This window comes from Pseudomonas sp. GW704-F2 (assembly GCF_059423025.1).
In genome coordinates, this window is the sequence record NZ_JBWKXO010000039.1 from 1 (window position 1) to 25,324 (window position 25,324).

The window sequence follows — 25,324 nt, forward strand, 5'->3', positions numbered from 1 at the left end:
AGGTGCCGAGTGGTGGGGCAAGAGCCCTTTGGTTACTTTGGGGCTTTTCCAAAGTGACCCGCTGTAAGAGCGGAACCCTAAGCCGCCGTTACCAAAAAAACGGATATGTCCCCCATCAAAACCCCAAGCCGCCATTACCGAAAAAACGGATATGCACTCAGCCGCCACCATTACCGAAAAAACGAATATGCCCCCATCACCCAACCCTACCAAAGCGGCCCCACCACCTGCCGATACCGCTCCACCCCCTGCGCCGTCTGCCGCACCAGGCTCACCTCCAGCCCCAGCGGATCTTCCCGCCGATTCCCGCTCAACTGCCGCCAGCCCTTGTCCGCTTCCCACACCCGCACCTGCAGATCACTGACCCCGGTCAACACCACCACCCCATCCTTAGCCGCCGGCAACGGAAAGCGATCCCGCGCCGGTGCGGCTGCGCGGTACAGGCTGTCGCCCTTGAGCCACCACCGCACCCGTTGCAGCCCATCCGCCGCGACCGGCGCGCTGCGGATCACGTCCAGGCGAAAGCCCTTGCTGTCGGAACTGCGCACCGTCACCGCCGCCAACCCGCTGGGCTTGGTTTTATCGGCTTGCAGAGAAGCCGGCACGCTCAGCTCCACGCTGGCGCGCATGTTGAGATCGCGCTGCAACTGGTTCAGCGCCCGCAACAACGCCTCGGTCTGTTCCGTGCTGGCCTGCAAGTGCTGATCCGCACGGGTCACGCTGTCGAGGCCGCGCCAGGCGATGAGGCTGACCAGCGCCATCAGCATGATCGCCACCATCACCTCAATCAGCGTGAAGCCTTTCTGCGAGGCACTCATGGCTGGCTCACCACGCGCATCAAACCGGCGGCATCACGTTGCAGGCTGAGGCGGTGTTGCCCGTCGGACAGTTCGACCCGCACCGGCGGGTTGATCCATTCGGCGTCGAGCACCAAGGTTTGCCGGGGCTCGATCGTGACCTGCATCGGCGTGCTCTCCCATAGGCGCGGGCGCAGTTGGGCGTCGCCCTGGAATGACTCCACGCCGAGGCCGTCATCGCTGCGACGGTTGAAGCGGAAACCCTTGGCGTCCGCGCGCCAGGTGATCGGCCGCCCATCGGCGCGGGCTTCGGCCTGGGCCACTTGCAGCAATTGACTCAAACGCTCGGCATCTTTGCGCAGCAGGTGCAGCGGGTCGGGCTTGATGGTCAGGCTGATGGCGGCGCTGGCAATGCCGATGATCACCAGCACCACCATCAGTTCGATCAGGGTGAAACCTTGCTGTTTCATGGGGCGGCACCTGGAAAGCTGGCGAGGTTATGAAATAAAAACGTGCGAATTGGCCTGTAGGCTGATGCCACGGACAAACAGGAGGTCCACCCATGGCACTTGCCCTTCGTTTTTCTCCCGCCCTCGGCGTGCAGGCACTGGCCGTGGTTGCCGCGTTGGCCGGCGTGGCGGTCTGGACGCCGTTGCTGCTCACTTCCGCCGAATCCCACACGCCGCCGGCGGCCGCCGAGGCGTTGGCGGCGCGCAGCGATAACCCGGCGTTGCAGTGGTTTTCCACGGCGCCGACGGCATTGCAGGTCAAGGTCTCGGGGGTCTTGGCCGGAGCGCGGGGCGCGGTGGCGATCCTCAGCCTCAACGATGGCCCGCCGCGCAGTTTTCTGCTCGGCGAGCGCCTCAGCCCCGGCGTGCGCTTGACGGCCATCGCGGGCGACGGTGTCGAGATCGAGCGCGGCGGCGAGAAGGTGCGCGTGCAGCTCGACACGTTGCCGCAGGCGCCCGCATTGCCACGCCTCACTCGGCCTTGACCTGCGGCCTGGCCAGGGTCGTCGCCAGGCGCGCCAACGGCGGCGCCTCGCGGCTGGCGTCCCGCACCTGCACATCGACCTGCACCAACTGACTGTCGGGGCTGCTGCTGAGGGTCTGCTCGCAACGCAGTTTCAAGCGGCCCTGATCGCACGCGAAGGTCTTCTTACCGCTGCTCAACCGCCCCTCCAACTGCAACTCCGCCAGCCGGCTTTGCGCCGCCAGCATCGCCATCGACTTGTCGCGCAACAGGCCGTTGCTCTGGGTCATCAGCCCGGCCACGCGCACGGCCGCGGCCATGGCCACCGCGATGATCGCCAGCGCCACCAGCACTTCAATCAGGGTAAAACCTCGCTCGTTGCGGTGCCTGCGCATGGCGTTCTCAAAGCCTGGAAACAGGTGCGCAGCCTAGCGCTGGCAGTTGACCGATTGGCGACCGAAACTCCCGAGGATTTTCAATACGACTGACATGTGTTCTTGCAACACTGCGCCCCGAAATGCACTCAAGCCAAGGAATGTCGAGATGGATATCGCACGCCTAACATCCCCACTGCCAGGCCCTCGCGGCCAGCGTGGCTTCACCCTGATCGAGATCATGGTGGTGGTGGTCATTCTCGGGATTCTGGCGGCGATGGTGGTGCCCAAGGTACTCGACCGTCCGGACCAGGCGCGGGCCACCGCGGCGAAACAGGACATCGGCGGGTTGATGCAGGCGCTGAAACTCTATCGCCTCGACCACGGCACTTACCCGACGATGAACCAGGGCCTCAAAGTGCTGGTGGAACGCCCGGCGGATGCGAAAAACAGCAACTGGCGCGCCTACCTCGACCGTCTGCCCAATGACCCGTGGGGCCATCCTTATCACTATCTCAACCCAGGCGCCAACGGCGAGGTCGATGTGTTCTCCCTGGGTGCCGACGGCCAGCCGGATGGCGACGGCGTGAATGCCGATATCGGCTCCTGGCAGCTGTAAAGCGCGCGATGAAACGGGATTCGCCCGCAGCGGCGAAGCAGCGCGGCATGGCGATTATCAGCGCGTTACTGATCGCGGCGGTGGTGGCGGTGATCGCCGGCGCCATGCTCACGCGCCAGAGCGTATTCACCCGCAGCGTGGAGGCCGAGCAATTGCGCATTCAGGGTCAGTGGCTGTTGCAAGGCCGCCTGGAACACAGCCGCCTGTTGCTGTGGGAGGCGCGCCAGAAGGACGTGCTGACGCGCCTCGATCAGCCGTGGGCGCGGCCCCAGGGCGGGGTGTTTGAAGGGCGCCTGGAGGACGAGCAGGGCAAGTTCAACCTGCGCAATCTGGTCAATCACCAGCGGCTCGACGCCGAACAACTGCAAGCTTTCGAGCGCCTGTGCCGCCTGATTGACATCGACCCGGCCGTGAGCCGACGTATCAGCCGGCGAGTGATCGCCTCCTATGATCAACGTACCGACAAGACGCTGCTGCCGGCGCGCTACCCGATGCTGCGCAGCCTGGATGACCTGAGCGGTATCGAAGGGCTCGACCCGCTGCTGCTGCGACGCCTGCAGACCTTCGTCGGCGTGCTGCCCGGCAATACCTGGGTCAACGGCAACACCGCCAGCGCCGAAGTGCTCAGCGCGGTGGTGCCGGAACTCAGCCTGGCCCAGGCCCAGGCATTGGTGGCCGAGCGCGACAGCGGGCGCTGGTTTATCAACCGTGGCGATTTCGTCAACCGCCTGCACCTGCCCCAAGTGGCGGTGGACAGCGTGCAAGTGGGCATCACCAGCGAGTGGTTTCGCCTGCAGGGCCAGGTACGCCGTGAACAGCGCCGGGTAACGATCGACGCGTTGTTGCATCGCCCCGAAGACCGCCGGCCCCAGGTGATCTGGTCGCGGGTGGGCGCATGAAACGCCTGCGGATCGGCTTGCCGTCACTCGATCAACTGACGGTCGACAGCCAGGTGCAATTTGCCTGGCTGGAGCGTGGCGCCGTGGTGAGCGAGGGTTGCGAAAGCCTGCTGCAGTTGGGCCGGTCCAAGCCGTCGGTGGAGTGCTTTCTGCACCCCGCCGACAGCCTGTCGACCAGCCTCGAGCTGCCGCCGCTGGCCGCCGCCAAAACCGCCGCCGCCGTGGCCTGTGCCGCACAGGCGTTGATCCTCGGGCCGGTGGAGCAGATGCAGGTGGCCCACGGCCCGCGCGACAGCGATGGGCGCGTGCAGGTGGCCTGGGTGTCCACGGCCGGGTTGGAGCGCCTGGGCCAGGTGTTGGCGCAGGGCCAGTTCAGGTTGCGCGGCCTGTACCCGGCGCCGTATGCCTTGCCGCTCGGCGCCGCGGCCATGCACGACGGTTATTTGCTGACACGCCATAGCCTGCACCAAGCGGCGGTGCATCCGCTCGGGCAACAGGTGTTGGATCAAGGGCTGGAGGTGCCGCTGGCGCCGGAGGCGCAACGCTGGAGTGGCGCCGTGCCTGGCTGGGGCTTGCACGGCCGCCTCAACCCACCGGCGAGCGGTGGCTGGGGCAGGGCGCTGGCCGCTGTCGCCCTGGCCACTGCCGTCTGGACCCTGGGCCTGAACCTGTACGCCGCGCGCCAGGCGGGCGAAGGCCAGCAGCTCAAGGCGCTGCTGAGTCAGCAGGTGCGCCAGGCCTTCCCCGAATTACCGGTGATCCTCAACCCCTTGCAGCAGGCCCGCCAACAGTTGGCCGCCCGCCAAACCGGCGCCGCCGCCGACCCCGCCCAGCGCTTTGGCAGCCTGCTGCAAGTGGCCGGCAGCAGCCTGCCGTTCATGGTCGGCAACGTCGACAACCTGAGCTTCGAACAGGGCCGCTTGCACGTGGGCTTGCTGGCCGACAGCCGTAGCCCGACGGCGCCGGGCGATGGGCAAGCGGCGCTGGCCCAGGCCGGGTTTAGCGCGACCCGCGATGAGCATGGCTGGACGTTGGGCCCGGTGGAAAGCGCCGAAAAACCGGGAGCCGCTGATGAATAAGTGGCGCCGTCTACGCAGCCAGGCCCAGGCGTTCTGGAGCGGCCTGGCCCTGCGCGAACAACGCATGCTCAGCGGCGCCGGCCTGGTGCTGGCAGGTCTGTTGACCTGGCTGGTGCTGATTCAGCCGCCCTTGAAGACGATCGCGTATTGGCAGGCCGAAACCCCCAAGTTGCGCACCCAGGCGGCCACCTTGCACGCGCTGTTGCAGGGCGTCGCGGCGCCGCGGCCCGCCGATGCCGCCACGCTGCAACAGGCCCTGGACAGCGCCGGCCTGCAAGGTCGTTACCAGTTGCAGGCGCTGGATGCCGGCGCCTGGCGCCTGAGCTTCGACAACGCGCCGGCCGATGCGGTGATGGACTGGTTACTGGGCAATCCCCGTTCGTTTTCCCTGGAGGTGTCCGAGGCGCGCTTGCAGCGTAGCGCGGACGCTATCGACAACTCGGCCGGCACTGTGTCCGGGACCGTTCGCATGGATCAGGCGCTTGGCGCTAAGGAAGCTTCATGAAGTGGTCAGTCCCCAACCCTGCGCCTTTTCGCAAGATCGCGCCGCTGCTGTTACTGGCCTTGAGCGCGTGCAGCAACACCCCGTCGCCGACCAAGCCGTTGCAGGTGGACAGCGAACTCGGCCAGCCCCTGGCCGACACCCGGCGCAGCAGCGAGAGCGTGCTGGAGCGCCAGCGCGAGCCGGCGCCCAAGCCCCGCGTCCAGCACCCGCTGACCAACAGCGCCCGTGGCCACGCGCCGGCTGCGGTCAAGACGCGCAACCCACTGGGCGATCAGCCGGTGCAGTTGAATTTTGTCGATGCCGATATCCAGGCGGTGGTGCGCGCGCTGTCCCGTGCCACCGGCCAGCAGTTTCTGGTCGACCCTCGAGTCAAAGGCAACCTGACCCTGGTCAGCGAAGGCCAGGTGCCGGCGCATCAAGCCTACGACATGCTGCTGGCGGCGCTGCGCATGCAGGGCTTCAGCGTGGTCGACGTCGGCGGCGTGGCCCAGGTGGTGCCGGAGGCCGATGCGAAGTTGCTCGGCGGGCCGATCTACAGCGCCGGCAGCAGCGGCATGCAGACCCGCACCTTTCGCCTGCAATATGAAAACGCGGTGAACCTGATCCCGGTGCTGCGCCCGATTGTGTCGCCGAACAACCCGATCAACGCCTACCCGGGCAACAACAGCATCGTCATCACCGACTACGCGGAAAACCTTGCGCGGGTGGCGCAGATCATCGACGGCATCGACACCCCCAGCGCCATCGACACCGACGTGGTGATGGTGCAGAACGGTATCGCCGTGGACATCGCCGCCATGGTCAGCGAACTCCTGGAAACCCAGGGCGCCGACCAGACCCAGAAGATCAACGTGATCGGTGACCCGCGCTCCAACTCGATCATCATCCGTTCCGGCAGCCCCGAGCGCACCGAGTTGGCGCGCAACCTGATCTACAAACTCGACAATGCCCAGAGCAACCCGAGCAACATGCACGTGGTCTACCTGCGCAACGCCCAGGCCGGCAAGCTGGCGCAGTCGCTGCGCGGCTTGCTCACCGGCGAGAGCGAGTCCGGCGTCAGCGACGAGGCGCGGGGCAAGCTCAGTGCCATGGGTGGCAATGCCCAGAGCACCCGGGGCAACAGCACCGCGCAGAACAGCAGCGGCACGCCCACCGGCAGCGGCGTGCAGGCCGGGTATAGCCAGGACAAACCGGCGACCGGCAGCAGCCCCAGCGATCAGAACACCGCGTTCAGCGCCGGCGGCGTGACGATCCAGGCCGACGCCACCACCAACACCTTGCTGATCTCCGCGCCGGACCCGCTGTACCGCAACCTGCGCGAAGTGATCGACATGCTTGACCAGCGCCGCGCCCAGGTGGTGATTGAAAGCCTGATCGTCGAAGTCAACGAAGACGACGCCAGCGAGTTCGGCGTGCAGTGGCAGGCTGGCAACCTCGGCGGCAAGGGCGGTTTTGGCGGGGTGAACCTGGGGGGCAGCGGGGTGAATGGCACGTCGACCAGCAAGACCAGCATCGATGTGCTGCCCAAGGGCCTGAATATCGGCCTGGTCGATGGCAGCGTCGACATCCCCGGGATCGGCAAGGTGCTCGACCTCAAAGTGCTGGCCCGCGCCTTGAAAAGCAAGGGCGGCACCAACGTGCTGTCGACACCGAACCTGTTGACCCTGGACAACGAAGCCGCGAGCATTTTTGTCGGGCAGACCATTCCGTTCGTCACCGGCAGCTATGTGACGGGCGGCGGCGGCACCAGCAACAACCCGTTCCAGACCGTGCAGCGCGAAGAAGTGGGGCTCAAGCTCAACGTGCGCCCGCAGATTTCCGAAGGCGGCACGGTGAAGCTGGATATCTACCAGGAAGTCAGCAGCGTGGACGCGCGGGCGTCGGTGGACGCGGGCACGGTGACCAACAAGCGGGCGATCGATACCAGCATCCTGTTGGACGACGGGCAGATCATGGTGCTCGGCGGGTTGTTGCAGGACGGCTACAGCCAGAGCAATGACGCGGTGCCGTGGCTGTCGGATATCCCGGGGTTGGGCGCGTTGTTTCGCAATGAAAAGCGCAGTGTGAACAAGACCAACCTGATGGTGTTTTTGCGCCCCTACATCATTCGCGACAGTGGCGCGGGGCGCAGTATCACGCTGAACCGCTATGAGTTCATGCGCCGCGCCCAGGGAGGCTTGCAGCCGGAGCGCAGTTGGGCAATGCCGGATGTGCAGGCACCGCAGTTGCCGTCGGTGGAGAAGGCGATTCCGGGGGCTGGGCCGAGGGCGGTGATCAGGGCGGTGCCGGCTCGTGATTGATGTTGAGCGAGTGCATATCCGGGGCTTCGGTAACGGCGGCTTATGGTTCCGCACTTACGGCGGGTCACTTTGGAAAAGCCCCAAAGTAACCAAAGGGCTCTTGCCCCACCACTCGGCACCTCGCTTGGGCTCGGTGTGCCCGAACGCAGGCTTGCGTGGTTTAAGATCAAAAGCGGCTCGCTTCGCATCGTGTTTACGCGGGGGGGCGGTGTTTTTTCATGGCCTGGATTTGTGCCACAACCCCGCTGCAATCAATGCAGTGCCCAGACGGGTGCAGTCGGATTTGACTGAGAATCCCCAGGCACTCACCGCTTCAAAATGTGGGAGGGGGCTTGCCCCCGATAGCGGTGGTTCAGTTACAGATGAATTGACTGACACACCGCTATCGGGGGCAAGCCCCCTCCCACATTTACACTGCGCGGCGGCCCGCCGTAAGGGCGGAACCATAAGCCGCCGTTACCGCAGCAACGGATATGTACTCAATCCAAAAGGGTCAACCCCATGAGCCTGCTGCCCTACGCCTGGGCCAAATCCCAACGCATCCTCCTGCGCCCCGGCGAGGCCGGCCTGCTGCTGACGGTCTGCCCGTCGACCCCCGGCTGGTCGATCAGCGAAGTCCAGCGTCAGTTCGGCCAGAGCCGCCTTGAGCAGGTGCGCGACGACGAACTCGACGGCCTGCTCGCCAGCGCCTATGCCGACACCGGCAGCGCCGCTGCGGTGGTCGGTGCCGCCGAAAACGAAGTCGACCTCGACCGCCTGATGCAGGACATGCCCGAGATCACCGACCTGCTCGACACCCAGGACGGCGCGCCGGTGATCCGCATGATCAACGCCTTGCTGACCCAGGCCGCCCGCGATGAGGCCAGTGATATCCATATCGAACCCTACGAAACCCACTCCGTGGTGCGCTACCGCGTCGACGGCACCCTGCGCGACGTGGTCTCGCCGCGCAAGGCGCTGCATGGCGCGCTGGTGTCGCGGATCAAGATCATGGCCCAGCTCGACATCGCCGAAAAACGCCTGCCTCAGGACGGCCGCATCGCCCTGCGCGTGGCCGGGCGGCCGATTGATATCCGCGTGTCGACAGTGCCCACCGGGCATGGCGAGCGCGTAGTGATGCGCTTGCTGGACAAGCAGGCCGGGCGCCTGCAACTGGAGACCCTGGGCATGGAGCCGCAACTGCTGGCGCGCCTTGACACGCTGATCCGCCAGCCCCACGGCATCGTGTTGGTCACCGGGCCCACCGGCAGCGGCAAGACCACCAGCCTCTACGCCGCGCTGGCGCGGCTGGATGCGAGCACCAGCAATATCCTCACCGTCGAAGACCCGGTGGAGTATGACCTGCCGGGCATCAGCCAGATCCAGGTCAACGCCAAGATCGACATGACCTTCGGCCTGGCTTTGCGTGCGATCCTGCGCCAGGACCCGGACATCATCATGATCGGCGAAATCCGCGACCTGGAGACCGCCCAGATCGCCGTGCAAGCCTCGCTCACCGGCCACCTGGTGCTCGCCACCCTGCACACCAACGACGCGGTGTCGGCGGTCAACCGCCTGATCGATATGGGCGTCGAACCGTTCCTGCTGGCGTCTTCATTGCTGGGCGTATTGGCCCAGCGCCTGGTGCGGCGCCTGTGCCCGCACTGCAAGCAGGCAGACCCGGCCATGCCGGGCACCTGGCGCCCGGTGGGCTGCGCGCAGTGCAACCAGATCGGCTACAGCGGGCGTACCGGTATCCATGAGTTGTTCTGCGTCGACGACGAGGTGCGCAGCCTGATCCACCAGGGCGCCGGCGAGCAGGAGCTGCGTCTGGCGGCACGCCGCGCCGGCATGTTCAGCATGCGTGAAGACGGCGAGCGCTGGGTGCGCAGCGGCACCACCGCGGCCGAAGAAATCCTGCGCGTAACACGGGACGCCTGATGAATCGCTATCGCTATGAAGCCGCCGACGCCAGCGGCAAGGTCGAGGCCGGGCACCTGGAGGCGGACAGCCAGAGCGCGGCGTTTGCCGCGTTGCGCAGCCGTGGCCTGACCGCGCTTCTGGTGCAGGTCGAAGGCAATCAACAGGCCGCGGGCGGCAGCAGCCTATTCAGCGCCAAGCTGTCGGACAACGACCTGGCCTGGGCCACGCGGCAACTGGCGAGCCTGCTCGGCGCCAGCCTGCCGTTGGAAGCGGCGCTGAGCGCGACGGTGGAGCAGGCCGAGAAAAAACACATCGCCCAGACCCTGGCCGCCGTGCGCGCCGATGTGCGCGGCGGCATGCGCCTGGCCGATGCCCTGGCGGCACGGCCACGGGACTTTCCGTCGATCTACCGTGCGCTGATCGCGGCGGGGGAGGAGTCCGGCGACCTGGCCCAGGTGATGGAGCGCCTGGCCGACTACATCGAGGAGCGCAACAACCTGCGCGGCAAGATCCTCACCGCTTTTATCTACCCCGGCGTGGTGGGGCTGGTGTCCATCGGCATTGTGATTTTCCTGCTCAGCTACGTGGTGCCCCAGGTGGTCAGCGCGTTCTCCCAGGCGCGCCAGGACCTGCCGGGGCTGACCCTGGCGATGCTCAACGCCAGCGACTTTATCCGCGCCTGGGGGTGGCTGTGTTTTGCCGGGATCGTCGGCAGCTTCTGGGGCTGGCGCCTGTACCTGCGCGACCCGGTGGCGCGCTTGAACTGGCACAGCCGCGTGCTGCGCTTGCCGCTGATCGGGCGCTTTGTGCTGGGCCTGAACACCGCCCGATTTGCCTCGACCCTGGCGATCCTCGGCGGTGCTGGCGTGCCGCTGTTGCGCGCCCTCGAAGCGGCGCGCCAGACCTTGTCCAACGAGCGTCTGAGCCAGTGCGTCAACGACGCCACCGCCAAAGTGCGCGAGGGCGTCAACCTCGCTCCGGCGCTGGCGGTGGAGAAGGTGTTCCCACCGGTGCTGATCCACCTGATCGCCAGCGGTGAAAAAACCGGCTCACTGCCGCCCATGCTCGAACGCGCGGCACAGACCCTGTCGCGGGACATCGAACGCCGTGCCATGGGCATGACCGCGCTGCTCGAGCCACTGATGATCGTAGTGATGGGCGCCGTGGTGCTGGTGATCGTGATGGCGGTGCTGTTGCCGATCATCGAGATCAACCAGCTGGTGACCTGAATGTGGGAGGGGGCTTGCCCCCGATTGCGATGCGTCAGTCTATGCATCTTTGGCTGACACTCCCTCATCGGGGGCAAGCCCCCTCCCACATTGGACCCTACCTGTTCAGTTGATTTTGGGGTGGGCCGATACCGCCAGCCCGCAACCTCGGGTTCATCGTTTCGTCACAGCCAAGCCCCTCGCCGCAGCCTACGCCGCCTTGACGAAACCCCCACTGAAACCGCGCTGTCACCTGCCTCCAAACCGCTCAAAACCATGACCAAAACACCCGAGAATCTTTTTAAAAATCAAGCTCTTCCTCCCGAGGTTTTTTCCCATTGCTGTCATCGGAAGCTGCGAAATTCTCTAGCCATGGCCTCACCCCCAGCCACCCCCGAGACACGGCTTGGGACCGGAGCCATGGCGTCATGCAAGAGCCATCTACCTCAAACGTACAAACACGACGAAAGGAGATTCTTCATGTTTAAGCGCACTATGATCGCGGCCTCTTTGGCAGTTGCAGCACTGGCTTCGGCCCAATCCATGGCCGCAGTGGTCGGTGGCGGGGCCACCTTGCCGGAAAAACTCTACGGCAGCACTGCCACATCGACGACGGCTACCGGCATCCTCTCTGCCAGCATTCCAGGTTTTAGCCCCTACATCGGTGTGGGCAGCGGCGACGGCAAGAAGGCGTTCTTCGGTAACGATTCGACCAAGCTGAAATTGGCCGCGGGTATTACCATTGATTATGCCGGTAGCGACTCGGTGGTGAGCGCCGCGGAACTGGCTGCTTACAACGCTGACACCGTTAAAGGCCGCGCCGCCTATGGCCCGCTGGTTCAAGTCCCGGCTGAAGCCACTTCGGTGACCGTGCCTTACCACATCGACGGTAAAACCTCGCTGCAGCTCACCAGTGCTCAGTTGGCCGATATCTTCGCCGGCAAGATCACTAACTGGAAAGACGTGCAATTCAACGGGGCTGCCGGTCCAGACCTGCAGATCAAAGTGGTCTACCGTCAGGAAACCAGCGGGACCACCGAGATTTTTACCAACCACCTCAAAGCGGTAAAACCCGCATCGGTACCGAATGTCAGCAACAGCTTCGTCACCGCCATCGGCTTTGACCCAGCCACCAGCGCTCCGGTCGGTTCAAGCTACCTCGCTGTAACCGGCAGTCAAGGTGTCGCCACTGCTATCACCAATAACAATGGTGCCATCGGTTACGTCAGCCCTGACTACGCAGCGTTCAACAGCGCCGCCGCCGTTGCCTCGGTCAATGGCTTCCTGCCGACTGAAGTGAACGTTCAAGCTTCTCTCGATACTATTGCGCCACCGGCCGTCGGTTCCGCCGCCGCCGCCGACCCGTTGAACTGGGTCCCTACGTTTGCCAACCCGACTGCGGGCTACCCCATCGTCGGCTACACCAACCTGGTCTTCAGCCAGTGCTACAAAGACTCCACTGACAACATCCGCATCCAGACTTTCCTGAAACGTCACTACACCGGCGTGAATAACGCGGCTATCAGCAGCCACTCGTTCATTCCGTTGTCCACCACCTGGCAGAAAGCGGTCTACGACAACTTCGTTGCCACCACCAGCTCGCTGCGCATCGGCGACACCAACACCTGCAACGGTATCGGTCGTCCGCTGTAACACCCCGTCTCGACAGGGTTGGCCCCACAACCGGCAATGACTTCGCGTCATTGCCGGTTTTGTCGTTGTGCATCGCGACCCGCCAGTTGAACCGCGTTGTATGAACATTGTGTGACATCAGTTCGGTCGCACCCCTCGGCAACCGCCTTAAGCAATAACCACAACACGTGCCCGCGCAGTGTTCGCGCGCCCGTCGTTCGCCTGCCCCGTCAAAAGGACCTGTAAGTGATGCGTTCCCGTCTGAAGCTGCCTGCCAACCGCGCTGCCAACGTGCCTGCCACTGCCGGTCAACCGGTGTTGCGCCTTAAACCCCTGGCCCATGTGATCGCACTGCTGGTGTTTACCGGCGGTGCCCACGCGGCGCAGCCCCATGCGTTCAGTTCGGGTTGGTTTGCCGCCAAGGGCGTGACGCAGGTCGATGGCGGCGCACGCCCTGGCGCGACGTCGCCGGGAACGCCGCCGCCGTTGGCCCAGCAACAGGCGCTTGGTCAGCAGTTGCAACGCTCCTTTCAGACCCTCAACACCAGCGTCGCCGCAATTGCCGCGCAACAGGCGGCGCAGGCCGCTGCCCGCAATAACGCCAGCGCGGGGCCGGAGACGATCCATAACGGTCTGGGCGGCAACGGCTTGAATGTGGTGATCGGCGCGGATGGCAAGCCGCTGTTCGTCAACGCCGAGGGGCCGGTGCAAACCGATGCCAACGGCAAGACGCTGGTCTCGATCAAGCAAACGGCCGATAAGGCGATCCTCAATTGGGACACCTTCAACATCGGTCGCAACACCACCGTGCAGTTCCAACAGAACAGCGATTGGGCCGCGCTCAACAAGGTCAACAACAGCACGGCGCCGAGCCAGATCCAAGGGGCTCTCAAAGCTGACGGCACGGTGCTGATCCTCAACAGCAACGGCGTCGTGTTCAGCGGCAGCAGCCAGGTCAACGTGCGCAACCTGGTGGCTGCCGCCACGGGCTTCAGCGATGAGCAATTCACCGCCAAGGGGCTGTACAGTTCAAGCAACAGCGCGCCCGGATTCACCCAGGCCGCCGGCAAGGTGACGGTCGAGCGTGGCGCGCAGATCCAGACCCAGGTGCCCGCCACCTCCACTGCGGGCGGCGGTTATGTGCTGTTGCTCGGCAAAGAGGTGGAGAACGCCGGGACCATTTCCACCGCGCGAGGCCAGACCACCCTGGCGGCGGGCGACAGCTTTGTGATCAAGAAGGGCTACAGCACCGATGGCAATGTCGCGTCCACCACGCGGGGCAATGAAGTCAGCGTCACCGGCAACGGCAAGGTCAGCAACAGCGGGCTGATTCAGGCCTCTACCGGTGACATCACCCTGGCCGGCCAGCAGGTGTTGCAAAACGGCGTGTTACTTGCCAGTTCGTCGGTGGAAGCCCGGGGTACCCTGCATGTAAAGGGCACGGGCAACAACGCTAGCGTGACCCTGGGCGAGGGCAGCCTCAGCGCGATTTTGCTCGACAGCAGCAGCGCCCTCGACAGCCAGCGCGCTGGGCTGATGACGCCGTCGCTTGATCAGAACGGCAACATTGTGCCGGCCGATACCTACCGCCGTGACCAGTCCCTGGTGGAAATCACCAGCGACGGCACGGTGGATTTTCGCAGCGGTTCCGTGACCCTGGCCACTGGCGGCCAAGTCGGTATCAAGGCTGCGCAGCGCACCCTGGTGCGCGACGGCGCGGTGATCGACGTGTCCGGCGCCACCGGGGTCAAGGTGTCGATGGCGTCCAATAGCGTCAAGGTCAATATCCAAGGCAACGAGCAGCGCGATGCGGCGGTCAATCGCGACGACAAGTCCCTGAATAACAACGATGTGTGGGTGGATGTCCGCGACTTGATTTTTGTCGCGGCTGGCACCAATGGCTATGCCACCGACCGCTGGTACACCGCAGGCGGCCTGCTGGAAGTGGGCGGTTATTTGGGCACCCGTAACCACGGCATTGGCGAGTGGATGGCCCAGGGCGGTACGGTGACCTTCAGCGGTAAGGACGTAGTGACCCAACAGGGTTCGCAGATCAACTTGTCCGGCGGCACCCTCGATGTGCAAGCGGGCAAGGTCCAGCAAACCTGGCTCAAAGGGCCGGACGGGCGTTTGTATGAACTGTCCACCGCGCCGGGGGACTTGCTCTACAGCGGGATTTACAAAGGCTATGAGGACCACAGCCAGCGCTGGGGCGTGACCGAGTATTACTACAACCCGTTGATCGCCCCGCGTGAGCGTTCAGAAGGTGCCTACACCGTAGGGCGGGATGCCGGACGCCTGGTCGTCAGTACCGCCAGTGCGGTTCTGGAGGGCCAGGTTGTGGGTGACACCTATCAGGGCGAACGCCAGACCCAGGCCGCGCAAAAAGGCCTGGACGGTTATTTGCAGTCGCAAAAAGCCGTGGCTCGCGGTGCCCAATTCGTGGTCGGTAGTTACGTGCCGTATTACGTCAAGGACAGCGCCACGTTGCAGTACGCCCTGGGGGCGGATGCCAGCACCGTGAAAAACGTCGTGCTCGGGCAGCGGGCGGCGGCTATCGCCGCAGGTCTGGACTTGACCACCGCACTGCCGGCTGATCGGGTGTCCACGCTCTATCTGGACACCGATGCCTTGAACGCGACGGAGCTGGGCACGATCAAAATCGCCAGCACTGGTTCGATTCTGGTCAACGGTGCGCTGGAGGTGGCCGCAGCCGGCGACATCACCCTGTTTGCTCCGAAAATCGAGGTCAATGCCAACCTGACCGCGCATTCCGGCAGCCTGCAACTGGGTAACGTACAAACGCAGATCACCCCCGCCGGCAAAGTCGATGTGACCCTCGGCGGGCGTGGCAGCCTGACGGTGAACAACGGCGTGTCCCTGGATGCCAGCGGCCTGTGGAGCAATCAGCGGCTGGGCACCGGCGATGGCAGCCGTTTGCCCTATCTCAACGGCGGCAGCGTGGCGTTGCGCAGTAGCGGTGATATGACCCTGGCGGCAGGTAGCCAGGTCGACGTGTCATCCGGCGCAGCCCTGGATGCCAAGGGCCAGCTCACTGGCGGCAAGGGTGGTGACCTGACGCTCGCGGCCAACGCCAATAGTGGCGACAGCCGAGGCAGCCTGGCCCTCGACGGTGAGTTGCTCGGGTATGGGGTCAATGGCGGCGGGCGCCTGAGTGTGCAGGCCGGCCAGGTGCTGATCAGCGATTCGGCGGTTACCCCAGGTACCGGGACGTTGCAGCTCGGCAGTGGGTTCTTCAATAAGGGCTTTGGCGCCTATGACATTACGGGCAATGAAGGTCTGGTGGTCGCCGATGGCACCCAGCTTGCCGTGACAACCCCGGTGTACCGCCTCAATGACAACGCACAAAGCGTGGCGAGCGGTGCAGCGCCACGCACTGCGCTGGAGATCTGGACCCCGCCGCAGTATCAGGAAAATCCCACCAAGGGCCTGTTGACCCCCCGCAAAGGCGCGAGCATGAGCTTGCAAGCCGGTACGTTGTTGTCGACAGCGGCGCAGATGGCGTCGGCGCAACTGCGCATCGGCCAGGGCGCGCGGATTGAGGTTGATCCGGGTCAAGCGATCAGTCTACGCAGCATTGGCCAGTTGACCGTGGATGGCAGCCTGAATGCCTGGGGTGGCAGCATCACGCTGGGCGCCGTCAGCGTGCAACCCAACGTGGCCGATGGCGTTGAAAACCAGGGCCATGGCCGTTCGATCTGGATCGGTGAACACGCAGTACTGGACGTGGCCGGGCGGGCGTTCACCGCAGTGGACAGTCTCGGCCGGCGCTACGGTACGGTCGGCCAGGGCGGCACTATCGTGATTGGCGGGGTGATCGACCCGGCCACCGGGATCGCCTCCGCCGCCAACCTGTTTGTGGTGGTGCGCGAAGGCGCGCGCCTTGACGCTTCCGGCAGCCAGGCGGTGCTGGACCTGGACGGTGCCGGCCCGAGCGTGATCGCCAGCCGTGGCGGCAACATCTCCCTGGCATCCAACACCGGCGTGTACCTCGACGGTACGCTCAAGGCCGGCAGCGGTGGTGCCGGTGCGGCGGGTGGTTCCCTGAGCCTGGCCTTGGAAACGCCGCTGTACGCCGAATCGGCCGCCGCTCGCGTGCGGCAAGCCCGTGAATTGATTGTCAGTGCCGCCGATCCGGGCGTGCCGTTGCCCGCCGGCAGCACCCCCGAATCGGCCGCGGGCAGCCTGGTCTACGGTCATGGCCGGCTCACGGTCAGCCAGGTCGACGCCGGCGGCTTCGATAACCTGTCGCTGTTGAGCAATGGTCTGATCAGCTTCGACGGTGACGTGTCCCTGCGTCTGGGGCAGAGCCTGAGCCTGTATTCCGGGGCCATGGCGTTGACGGATGGCGCGCCCCGACAGTCCCAGGTGCTCCTGGCGGCGCCTTATGTACGCCTGGCCGGGGTTGGCAACAACAGCCAGGGCAGCGACGGCGCCGTTCGTCCGACGGTCCAGGGTGGCGTTTCCACGCAGGGTACAGCCGGGCTCTTGAGGGTTGAAGCGGCAAACGTGCTGGATGTGCGTGATAGCCTCAACTTCGGTGCCCATGCCGAGCGCTCCAAGGCGTTGGCCAACGGCATTGACCGACGCGCCTTCGATCAGGCCCAGTTGGTCAGCCTGGGGGATATGCGCTTTCTGGCCCGCAGCGCGAACAATACTAAAACCGCCTTGACCACCCAGGCCGACTTGAGCCTGACGGCGGCGCAGATTTACCCGGCTACGGGGGCCGTTGCCGAGGTCACGGCCGGCTACACGGGGCCTAACAGCGACTTTGACCCGACACGCACCTTGCGCATCGGCCGGGTCGGCAGTGAGGCCCCGGCGCAACCTTATTCAGTGTTTGGCAGCTTACTGCTGAGTGCCTCGACCATCGAACAAGGCGGCGTGTTACGGGCGCCCATGGGCGTGCTGACCCTGGGCATGGATGGCGGCATCGTCCGTTCCACCAAAGTGATCAACCTGTTGCCTGGCAGCCTGACCTCCGTCAGCGCCGGTGGCCTGGTGCTGCCGTATGGCGGGACAGTCGACGGCGTGACCTGGCAGTACAACGGCAAACAGGTGGAGTTGCTGGGCGTCGGCGGCACCTATAACACGGGCAGTCTGGCCGTTGGTATGCAATTGGTCGGGCGCTCGCTGAATGTGCAGCAGGGCGCGGTGCTGGACCTTGCCGGTGGCGGTGAGTTGCTCGGCGCGGCGTTTGTCTCCGGGCGCGGCGGCTCCACCGATGCGCGCTACAACCCGTTGGTGCAAATCGGTGCGGACGGGCGCTTTACCTTGCCGGGGCTGGCCACCAACCCGATCTATGCGATTGTTCCCGGCGCCCAGCCGGGAGTCGCGCCCAGCGGTGGCGAGCCGGGTGCGACCCAGCCGCTGGTGGGGCAACAAATCAGTATCGGTGCCGGGGTTCCAGGCTTGCCGGCGGGGACCTACACCTTGCTGCCGTCTAGTTACGCCTTGTTGCCGGGGGCGTTTCGGGTCGAGATCAACGGCTTGGCAACGGCGTTTGCCGCAGGTTCGATGCCGAACGCTTCGGCCATGAATAACGGTTCCTGGTCAACCGAGGGCTTCCTGTCGATTGCCCACACCGGCATTCGCGACAGCCTGTCGAGCCAGGTGATCGTCACGCCGGCGGCGGTATTGCGCCGGTATTCCCAGTACAACGAAACCCGTTACGCAGACTTCGTGCGCGCTGACGCTGCGCGCCTGGGCGTCCCGCGTGCGGCCCTTGAAGCCGACGCCAAAACCCTGAAGTTGCAACTGATCGCCGGTCAAAAAGACGTGGGGTTCACCTTTGATGGCGAGGGGCGTTTTAAACCCGCGGAGGGTGGATTCGGTGCCACTGTAGCGGTGCAGGGCAACGCCATCGAGGTGATTTCTGACACTGCCCAAGCCAGTACCACACCGTCGACGGTGGCGGTACGCGCCAGCGATTTGAATGCCTTGGGGGCCGCCCGTTTGGTGGTGGGCGGCTTGACGACGGTGATGTACGGCCAGGGTGGTAATTTCGTCGGATTCGACACAGGATCCAGCGCGAACTCGGTGGTTGTGCGTCAAGGTGCGAGCTTGGCGGCGCCGGAAGTGTTCTTGATGACGGGTACGTCCTCGGGCGCCATTGAGATCGAACAAGGTGCGTCGATCAACACCCTGGGGCTCGGCAAGGCTGCCTATGACTCGGATGATGGTTTTATCTATCGACCAGGCGCTCATAGTGTCCTGGCAGTGTCCAACGGGCGCTTGCAGATGCTGGCCCCAACCGCTGGCGACAATAATAGAGGACCAGGCAGCATCCTGATCGGCCAGTGCAATCCAGGGGCTTGCAGCGGTGAAACGTCACTGTATTCCGAGGGCTCGATTGCCTTTGCCACCACCAACCGCTTTGCCTTGGGTGACGGTGTGCGCTACGGCACCCGTCATCTGGCGCTGGCGGTGGGTGGGATCAACGTCGGCAGCCCGGAGGCGTTGGCCGAGGCAGCCGCGCGCGGCGTGTTGCCGTCGGGCTTGACCCTCAATCAGCAAGTGATGGATCGCCTGTTGCGCGGCGATACCTCACGCGGCGCACCGGCCCTGAAAAGCCTGGCACTGACAGCTGGGCAATCCTTGAACTTCTATGGCAGCGCAACCCTGAGCACCCTCGACAGCTCGGGTAAGTCACTGCTGGATGAACTGTTACTGACGACTCCGGCGATCTATGGCTATGGCAACGCGGCGGATGTGGCGTTGATCCAGACCGGCACCTTGGTGTGGGGAGGCGATACCAGTGCGCCGCCGGCCGTGATCAACCAAGGCGCGGGCACTGGCAGCGGCACCCTGGAGCTGCAGGCTCGGCGCATCGAATTCGGCTATGGCCGCAACGCCCAGCCCGATGGCCTGACCGAGAATGGCCGCATGACCCTGGGCTTTGCCAATGTCTACCTCAACGCCGACGAACGCATTACGGCCAACCACAAAGGCAGCCTGGCGGTGCATCAGTCCCAGGGCGCTTATGAAGCGGGCAAGGGCTTTGCCTACAGTGGCGGCAACTTGACCATCACCGCGCCGTTGTTGACCGGTGAAGCCGGTTCGATCAACCGGATCACCGCCGGTGGCGCAGTGACCGTAGTGGCCCCGGCTAACGGTGCGGCCCCGGCGGATGCGACGGCCATCGACGCGTTGGGCGCCGAGTTATTGCTGTCCGGGCGCAGCGTGGCGGTCGATACGGCGGTGGTGTTGCCCAGCGGCAAGCTGACCCTCAGCGCCGATGAAGCGCTGACCCTGGGCGCCTCTTCGCGTCTGGACCTCAGTGGTCGCACCGTGCGGAACAACGACGTGAGCAAATACAGCTGGGGCGGTGACGTCAGCCTGGAAAGCCGCCACGGCAACATTTATCAGGCCGCAGGTGCGCTCGTCGACCTGTCCGCCCGATACAACCAAGGTGGCCTGCTCAAAGCCGTGGCGGTGGACGCCGGAGCAGGGCAGGTCGACTTGCAAGGGCAGATCCGCGCCGGTAGCAGCGGCTATTACGATGCCGGTGGCACCCTGGTACCGTACCAGGCGGGCGGGGTGGACATTCGTGCGCAGCAGATGGGGGATTTCGCCGCGTTGAACCAACGCTTGAACCAGGGGCAGGTGTGGGGTTCGCGCAGCTTCCAGCTCAAGCAGGGCAACCTGGTTATCGGCGATGAACTCAAGGCCAATCAGGTCAACGTCTCGGTGGATAACGGCAGTTTGACGGTGGTGGGCACTATCGACGCCAGTGGTGAGCGGGTCGGCAGTATCCGCCTGGCCGGCAAGCAGGGTCTGACCCTCGCCGGCAGTGCGGTGCTGGATGCCCACGGTACGGCGTTGCGGGTCGACAGCTACGGCAAAATCATCGATGCGCCGAACCGGGCGATGGTTGAACTCAACAGCGGTGACGGTCAATTGACCTTGGCCGATGGCGCGCGTATCGACGTGCGCCACGGCACGGCTGCGGTCCTGGGCCGTGGCCCGGGGCAATACGACGGCCTGGCCCGTGGCACCCTGGAACTGAATGCCCCCCGGCTGAATGCCAATGATGTGGCCATCGATGCGCGCGGGCGCGTCGATATCCTTGGCGCTCGCTCCATCGCGCTGAACGCTGTCGCCCGTTACACCGATGCGCCGCCCGGCGTTGAGCCGTCGGTCAGTGGCCGGCCGTATCAGATGATCGATCAGGATTACCTGAATAAAAAACACGCGCTCAGTGAAACCTTTATCAACAATGCCTTGAACAACCTCGGGTTGACGCAAGGCAAGCTGGCGGGCTTGAACAACAGCCGCTACGCCGACGCCTTCCACCTGCGCCCAGGCGTGGAAATCGTCGCCGAAGGCGATCTGGTGGTCAGTGGCGACCTGGACCTGTCGGGCATGCGCTATGCCAGCCTCAACCGCAATACGCCGAAGACGTTGGTGTATGGTTCGGGCGAGGTCGGCAGCCTGGTGGTGCGTGCCGGTGGCAATCTGGACGTCTACGGCAGCATCAACGACGGTTTTGCCCCGCCGCCGCCCACCCCGGACGACAACGGCTGGGTGCTGACCCCCGGCCTGCAAGGGTTCGGCAGCGATGTGATCGTGCCCGGCCCTGGTGTGGTGCTGGCAGAGGGCAGTGCATTCCCCACTGGCAAGACCCTCAACTACTCGTTACCGATCCAGGCCACCACGCTGGCGCAAGGCACTGTGCTGCCGACGCAGGGCATCCTCGATGCGCCACTGACCCTGCCGGCCAATACCGTGTTGAGCGCGGCGGTGCGCGACAGCGCCGGCAACCTGCTGTATGCCGCCGGCACGTTGTTGCAACAACCTGTGGTGCTCGCTGCCGATACACGACTGGACGCCGGCACCGTATTGGCGGGCGCTGCCGCCCTGCGCGCGATGACCTGGCCGGCCGGCGTGCCGTTACCCAGCCGAGGGGTGCTGATCGGCAGTGCGACCGACGGTGTTTTGCTGGCTGTGAACCTGGCTCTCAAGGTTGGCGCGCTGATTCCTTATGGCACGGACGTCAAACTGCCGAACGGCGCGATATCGGTGCCGTTGCGCACCGTGACCGGCGCCACGGCACGCCAGAACTGGGCTGTGGCGCCGATGTTGGCCGAAGGCTCGCAGTCGTGGTCGTTGCGTCTGGTGTCCGGTGCTGATACCCAGGCGGCCGACACGCGTTCTATCCAGCCGGCCTTTGCCGGCGACCTGACCCTGGCGGACACGCACTACGGCATTTACGAGACTCACAGTAAAACCACCATCCCGGGGCAACCGGCCCGGCCAGGCGGCGCCTGGTACTGGAGTGACTTTGCCGCCGAGCTGTTCGGCGTCACGGCGGGTACTCCGGTGCCGGAGTCCGAGTGGGCTTCTTGCCCGGACTTGTGCGTGCGCGTCAACTACGTGTGGAGCGACTTAGCCGAGTTGTTTGGCTTTACTCCCGGGGCGCCGGTGTCACCCGAAAACGAAAGCACGTGCGACGCAGATCTGTGCGTTTCCTTGGGCGAACCCACTCCAGCAATCCCTGAGCAGGTGATCGTCGGTCCGGTCAAACTGGTTTCACCCGTGAGTCAGCATTTCAGTGTGCTGCGCACCGGCACCGGTGATCTGGATCTGATCGCTGCGGGCAACGTCTCAATGCAATCGCCCTACGGCGTGTACACCGCAGGGGCGTCCAGCGCGTCTCGCGCAGGTGGTGCCGCCGCCGACTTCAACCAGGCTCGCGTCACCGCTGCGGATGTGACGGTGCTGGGCAGCGCGGCCAAGGCGTATGAAGCCTTGGTCGATGAAAGCAGCGCCAGCCCTTACGCCGCCTGGTACCCCGACGGCGGCGGCAACGTGTTGCTGCGCACCGGCGGTAGCCTGACGGGCGCTGTCTGGACGCCGATGCAAGATAGGCCAATGGACAATGACGGTCGCAGCCAACTCAACAGTGCGAACCTGGGCAACTGGTTGTGGCGCCAAGGCACAGGCAGCACGGCGGGTGTCACCCCGATACCGACCAGTTGGTGGATCAACTTTGGCACTTATATAAAGGGCAAAAGCGGCACTGCCAACCGGTATTTTGACGACGCTGCACAGATAGACCAGCTGCCACGCCTGGTGGGGTTCACCGGTGTCGGCACGCTGGGCGGCGGCAATCTGACCCTGGACCTGGGCAGCGATGGTGGCATGCAGACGCGCCGTGGCTCCGTGGATGGCTTGAGAGCACCGCGCAGTGAAGGCCTGGTGTTGGCAGTGGGGAGTACCGGGCGGGTGGTGGACGGTCAATTGCTGTTGACGGGGGGCGGCGACCTGGATGTACGCATGGGAGGCGATTTGAACCCTGGGCTGGACGCTCGTGCGACCCGCAGTAATACCGCCAGCTTGCAATCAGTCGACTATAAGGCACAAACACTCAGCCTCAATGGCGTGCTGACCAACCTGCGTGGCGCCTTGAACCTGCAGGCAGGCAGCCTGGGGGGCATTGCCTTGAACTATGGCAGTATGCGTAACGATCAGGATGTCAAGGAAAGCCGAGCCTACTCGCCGTACACCGCAAGCCTGGGCACGGCCACGGGCGGGATCACCTTGATGCTGGGCGACGCCACGGCCACCCTGTCGACGCGAGGTGACCTGGTGTTGGCGGGGACCGGCGACCCTGGACGCGTCTCTACCGAAAATACCCAAGCGTTCAGTTACAACGGTAGCGCTTATGGCAATGGCACCACATGGTTCTCATTATGGACCGAGCGTACCGCCATCGACTTGTTCTCCGCAGGTGGCAGTTTGACGCCTAGCGTGCAGAGCATGTCGCTGAGCGCCAATGGCCAGCTGAATCCTCTGCCCGAGCAAAACTACTCCAGTTCGGACGGGCGTTTCATCTTCCCCTCCAAGCTCGGCGTGGTAGCAGCCAATGGCAGTATTTATCTCGGCGCATCCGCGCTGGGTGCTGGCCCGCTGCCTAACAATCCTGCTTATTCGCTGTTATTGGCGCCGTCGAGCAAAGGACGATTGGCCATGTTGGCCGGGGACTCAATTTACGCCAGCGGTTATGCGGTCAACCAGTCGGGTGACAGCCAGGGTGCTATACCGACGCCGTTCGCGCCAGCCTTTGTCGGCAGGAATGGGTTCAGCCTGGTCGTCAACAACCTGGGCAGTGACGCGATACAGGACGACCTTTCCTTGTTCGCCTTCCGCAGCGCGACTGATCTTGCGCGTCCGGCTTCCCAGGCAGAGCCGGCCAGGTTTTATGCCCAGCAGGGCGACATCGTGGGGCTGCGCAGCGGTGAGATCCTGACGTTCGGCAGCCCGCGTCAAGGCCAGGTCCGCTATGAGTCCGCAGGCCCGGTCTGGATGCGGGCGGGGCGCGACATTGTCAGTTCAGGTACCGATATGGGCTCGTCGACGGTGCTTCCTAAACTGTTGGGTTACAACGGCGATTACTTGGGTGAAAGCCGCGGCAACCTGTTCGTTCACAGCCGCCCTGAGGACGTGTCAGTGGTTTCCGCCGGGCGCGACATTCTCTACAGCAGCTTCAACGTCGCCGGCCCCGGCACCCTGGAAGTCAGTGCCGGGCGCAACCTGTTGATGGCCGACAAAGCATCCATCACCAGCCTGGGACCGGTGGCGGCGGGCGACTCCCGTCCGGGGGCATCCATCGTGCTGGAAGCCGGGGTCGGGCTCAACGGCCTGGATTACCTGAAGTTCGTCACGCCCTACCTGGACCGCGCCAATCAGGCGGTCGAGGGGGTCGCGCTGGCTGCGCAAGCCGGCAAGGTGGCGAAAACCTACGAGGCCGAACTGTTGCAATGGCTCAACGAGCGCTACGCCTTCAGCGGCGATGCCGAGCAGGCGCGGGCGTACTTTGCAGGCTTGGGCCCCGAGCAGCAACGCATCTTCGCCCGTTCGGTGTACTTCGCCGAAGTGCGCGAAGGTGGTCGCGAATACAACCTGGCCGCTGGCCCGCGTTCCGGTAGCTTTGTCCGCAGCCGCGCGGCCATCAACGCACTGTTGCCGAGCAAGGACGTGGCGGGTAACCCGATCGTGTACAACGGCGACATCACCCTGTACGGCGGTGCCGGGGTGCATACCCTGTTTGGCGGCAATATCCAGATGCTCAGCCCTGGCGGGCAGCAGGTGTTCGGGATTGAAGGCAACGTGCCGCCGGCCAGTGCCGGGGTCCTCACGCAGGGTGCCGGGGATATTCAATTGTATTCCCGGGGCAGCATCCTGCTAGGCCAGAGCCGGATCATGACCACCTTTGGCGGGGCGATTCTCGCCTGGTCCAACGAAGGCGACATCAACGCCGGCCGTGGCTCGAAAACCACCGTGCTGTACACACCGCCCAAGCGGCTCTATGACACCTGGGGCAACGTGACCTTGTCACCCAATGTGCCAAGCGCCGGTGCCGGTATTGCCACACTGGCACCGATCGCCGAAGTGCCGGCCGGTGACATCGACCTGTTGGCTCCGGCCGGCACCATCGACGCGGGCGAGGCGGGCATTCGGGTCTCGGGCAACGTCAACATCGCCGCCTTGCATGTGGTCAACGCGGCGAACATCCAGACCCAGGGCAAGTCGTCCGGAGTGCCGGTGACGGCCACCGTCAACACCGGCGCCATGACCTCGGCCAGCGCCGCGGGGGCGGCGGCGTCCCAGGCGGCGGAAGACGCGGCGCGCAGCCAGCAGGCGACGGCCAAGCAGGGCAGGGCGTCGATCGTGACGGTGGAAGTGTTGAGCTTTGGCTCCGAGCCGGTGCAGCGCGAGCCGCAGGAACAGCAGAAAACCTCGGAGTACAACCCCAACAGCCCGGTGCAGGTACTGGGCGCCGGGCCGCTGAGCGAACAGGCGCGTGCGCGGTTGACGGATGAGGAGCGCAAGCAGATCACGTTGTAGGTGGAAGGACCTCTCGATGTACGTTTGGGGCAATCAGTGATTGCCCCGTTTTTTTTGCTGTTGGCGCGGCGGCCTAATAGTCGGCTGGTGTTTCATGGCTAACTCGGCTGGAAGGGTAGGAGGGGGCTTGCTCCGATGGCGGTGGATCAGTCATGCATGTAGTGACT

The 25,324-nt window shown here is 64.7% G+C and carries 13 protein-coding genes; 10 read left to right on the forward strand and 3 right to left on the reverse strand.

Translation table 11 applies throughout. The features are described from left to right. Positions 1-206: 206 nt before the first annotated feature. Together AC07W0_RS24800 and gspH are read right to left on the reverse strand one after the other, a co-directional pair. A complete protein-coding gene (locus AC07W0_RS24800) occupies positions 207-818 on the reverse strand; it encodes a type II secretion system protein GspJ (protein WP_046383039.1) in 612 nt (203 codons plus the stop codon). Continuing rightward, complete coding sequence (gene gspH / locus AC07W0_RS24805) at positions 815-1,267, reverse strand: type II secretion system minor pseudopilin GspH (RefSeq protein WP_057004377.1); 453 nt, start codon at positions 1,265-1,267, stop codon at positions 815-817. The genes AC07W0_RS24800 and gspH overlap by 4 nt, the downstream gene beginning before the upstream one ends. 92 nt (positions 1,268-1,359) lie before the next feature. Between gspH and AC07W0_RS24810 the strand changes: the two genes are divergently transcribed. After that, positions 1,360-1,791 carry a type II secretion system protein N gene (locus AC07W0_RS24810; protein WP_046383041.1) on the forward strand — a complete coding sequence of 144 codons (432 nt, stop codon included), beginning with the start codon at positions 1,360-1,362 and terminating at the stop codon, positions 1,789-1,791. Here AC07W0_RS24810 and gspI read toward each other — a convergent pair. Then, on the reverse strand, positions 1,778-2,164 hold the full coding sequence (gene gspI, locus AC07W0_RS24815; RefSeq protein WP_046489240.1) for a type II secretion system minor pseudopilin GspI: 387 nt from the start codon (positions 2,162-2,164) through the stop codon (positions 1,778-1,780). The two genes, AC07W0_RS24810 and gspI, sit on opposite strands and share 14 nt — an antisense overlap. A 148-nt stretch (positions 2,165-2,312) precedes the next feature. Between gspI and gspG the strand changes: the two genes are divergently transcribed. From gspG to AC07W0_RS24860, 9 genes are all read left to right on the forward strand, one after another. After that, positions 2,313-2,762, forward strand: coding sequence for a type II secretion system major pseudopilin GspG (gene gspG, locus AC07W0_RS24820; protein ID WP_017849135.1), 450 nt, complete (start codon positions 2,313-2,315; stop codon positions 2,760-2,762). Positions 2,763-2,770: 8 nt separating this feature from the next. Continuing rightward, positions 2,771-3,661, forward strand: coding sequence for a type II secretion system minor pseudopilin GspK (gene gspK, locus AC07W0_RS24825; protein WP_158243620.1), 891 nt, complete (start codon positions 2,771-2,773; stop codon positions 3,659-3,661). Next, positions 3,658-4,740 carry a type II secretion system protein GspL gene (gspL, locus tag AC07W0_RS24830; RefSeq protein WP_102618452.1) on the forward strand — a complete coding sequence of 361 codons (1,083 nt, stop codon included), beginning with the start codon at positions 3,658-3,660 and terminating at the stop codon, positions 4,738-4,740. Before gspK ends, gspL begins: the two co-directional genes overlap by 4 nt. Further along, positions 4,733-5,245 carry a type II secretion system protein M gene (locus tag AC07W0_RS24835; protein ID WP_017849138.1) on the forward strand — a complete coding sequence of 171 codons (513 nt, stop codon included), beginning with the start codon at positions 4,733-4,735 and terminating at the stop codon, positions 5,243-5,245. Before gspL ends, AC07W0_RS24835 begins: the two co-directional genes overlap by 8 nt. Beyond that, positions 5,242-7,545 (forward strand): type II secretion system secretin GspD, encoded by a 2,304-nt coding sequence (gene gspD, locus AC07W0_RS24840; RefSeq protein WP_102618451.1) that lies wholly within the window; start codon positions 5,242-5,244, stop codon positions 7,543-7,545. The genes AC07W0_RS24835 and gspD overlap by 4 nt, the downstream gene beginning before the upstream one ends. Positions 7,546-8,046: 501 nt before the next feature. Next, entirely contained in the window at positions 8,047-9,465 is a 1,419-nt protein-coding gene (gene gspE, locus AC07W0_RS24845; RefSeq protein WP_102618450.1) for a type II secretion system ATPase GspE, read from the forward strand. Further along, positions 9,465-10,676, forward strand: a complete 1,212-nt coding sequence (gene gspF, locus AC07W0_RS24850; RefSeq protein ID WP_017849141.1) for a type II secretion system inner membrane protein GspF — start codon at positions 9,465-9,467, stop codon at positions 10,674-10,676. Before gspE ends, gspF begins: the two co-directional genes overlap by 1 nt. A 459-nt stretch (positions 10,677-11,135) precedes the next feature. Continuing rightward, positions 11,136-12,308, forward strand: a complete 1,173-nt coding sequence (locus tag AC07W0_RS24855) for a substrate-binding domain-containing protein (RefSeq protein ID WP_102618449.1) — start codon at positions 11,136-11,138, stop codon at positions 12,306-12,308. Between the two features lie 228 nt (positions 12,309-12,536). Further along, entirely contained in the window at positions 12,537-25,157 is a 12,621-nt protein-coding gene (locus AC07W0_RS24860) for a filamentous hemagglutinin family protein (RefSeq protein ID WP_102618448.1), read from the forward strand. The last annotated feature ends 167 nt before the right edge of the window (positions 25,158-25,324 follow it).

Excerpts from the sequence above, each read along its gene's own strand:
- AC07W0_RS24800 (WP_046383039.1), bottom strand. The coding sequence starts at position 818 with ATGAGTGCCTCGCAGAAAGGCTTCACGCTGATTGAGGTGATGGTGGCG.
- gspH (WP_057004377.1), bottom strand. The coding sequence starts at position 1,267 with ATGAAACAGCAAGGTTTCACCCTGATCGAACTGATGGTGGTGCTGGTG.
- AC07W0_RS24810 (WP_046383041.1), top strand. The coding sequence starts at position 1,360 with ATGGCACTTGCCCTTCGTTTTTCTCCCGCCCTCGGCGTGCAGGCACTG.
- gspI (WP_046489240.1), bottom strand. The coding sequence starts at position 2,164 with ATGCGCAGGCACCGCAACGAGCGAGGTTTTACCCTGATTGAAGTGCTG.
- gspG (WP_017849135.1), top strand. The coding sequence starts at position 2,313 with ATGGATATCGCACGCCTAACATCCCCACTGCCAGGCCCTCGCGGCCAG.
- gspK (WP_158243620.1), top strand. The coding sequence starts at position 2,771 with ATGAAACGGGATTCGCCCGCAGCGGCGAAGCAGCGCGGCATGGCGATT.
- gspL (WP_102618452.1), top strand. The coding sequence starts at position 3,658 with ATGAAACGCCTGCGGATCGGCTTGCCGTCACTCGATCAACTGACGGTC.
- AC07W0_RS24835 (WP_017849138.1), top strand. The coding sequence starts at position 4,733 with ATGAATAAGTGGCGCCGTCTACGCAGCCAGGCCCAGGCGTTCTGGAGC.
- gspD (WP_102618451.1), top strand. The coding sequence starts at position 5,242 with ATGAAGTGGTCAGTCCCCAACCCTGCGCCTTTTCGCAAGATCGCGCCG.
- gspE (WP_102618450.1), top strand. The coding sequence starts at position 8,047 with ATGAGCCTGCTGCCCTACGCCTGGGCCAAATCCCAACGCATCCTCCTG.
- gspF (WP_017849141.1), top strand. The coding sequence starts at position 9,465 with ATGAATCGCTATCGCTATGAAGCCGCCGACGCCAGCGGCAAGGTCGAG.
- AC07W0_RS24855 (WP_102618449.1), top strand. The coding sequence starts at position 11,136 with ATGTTTAAGCGCACTATGATCGCGGCCTCTTTGGCAGTTGCAGCACTG.
- AC07W0_RS24860 (WP_102618448.1), top strand. The coding sequence starts at position 12,537 with ATGCGTTCCCGTCTGAAGCTGCCTGCCAACCGCGCTGCCAACGTGCCT.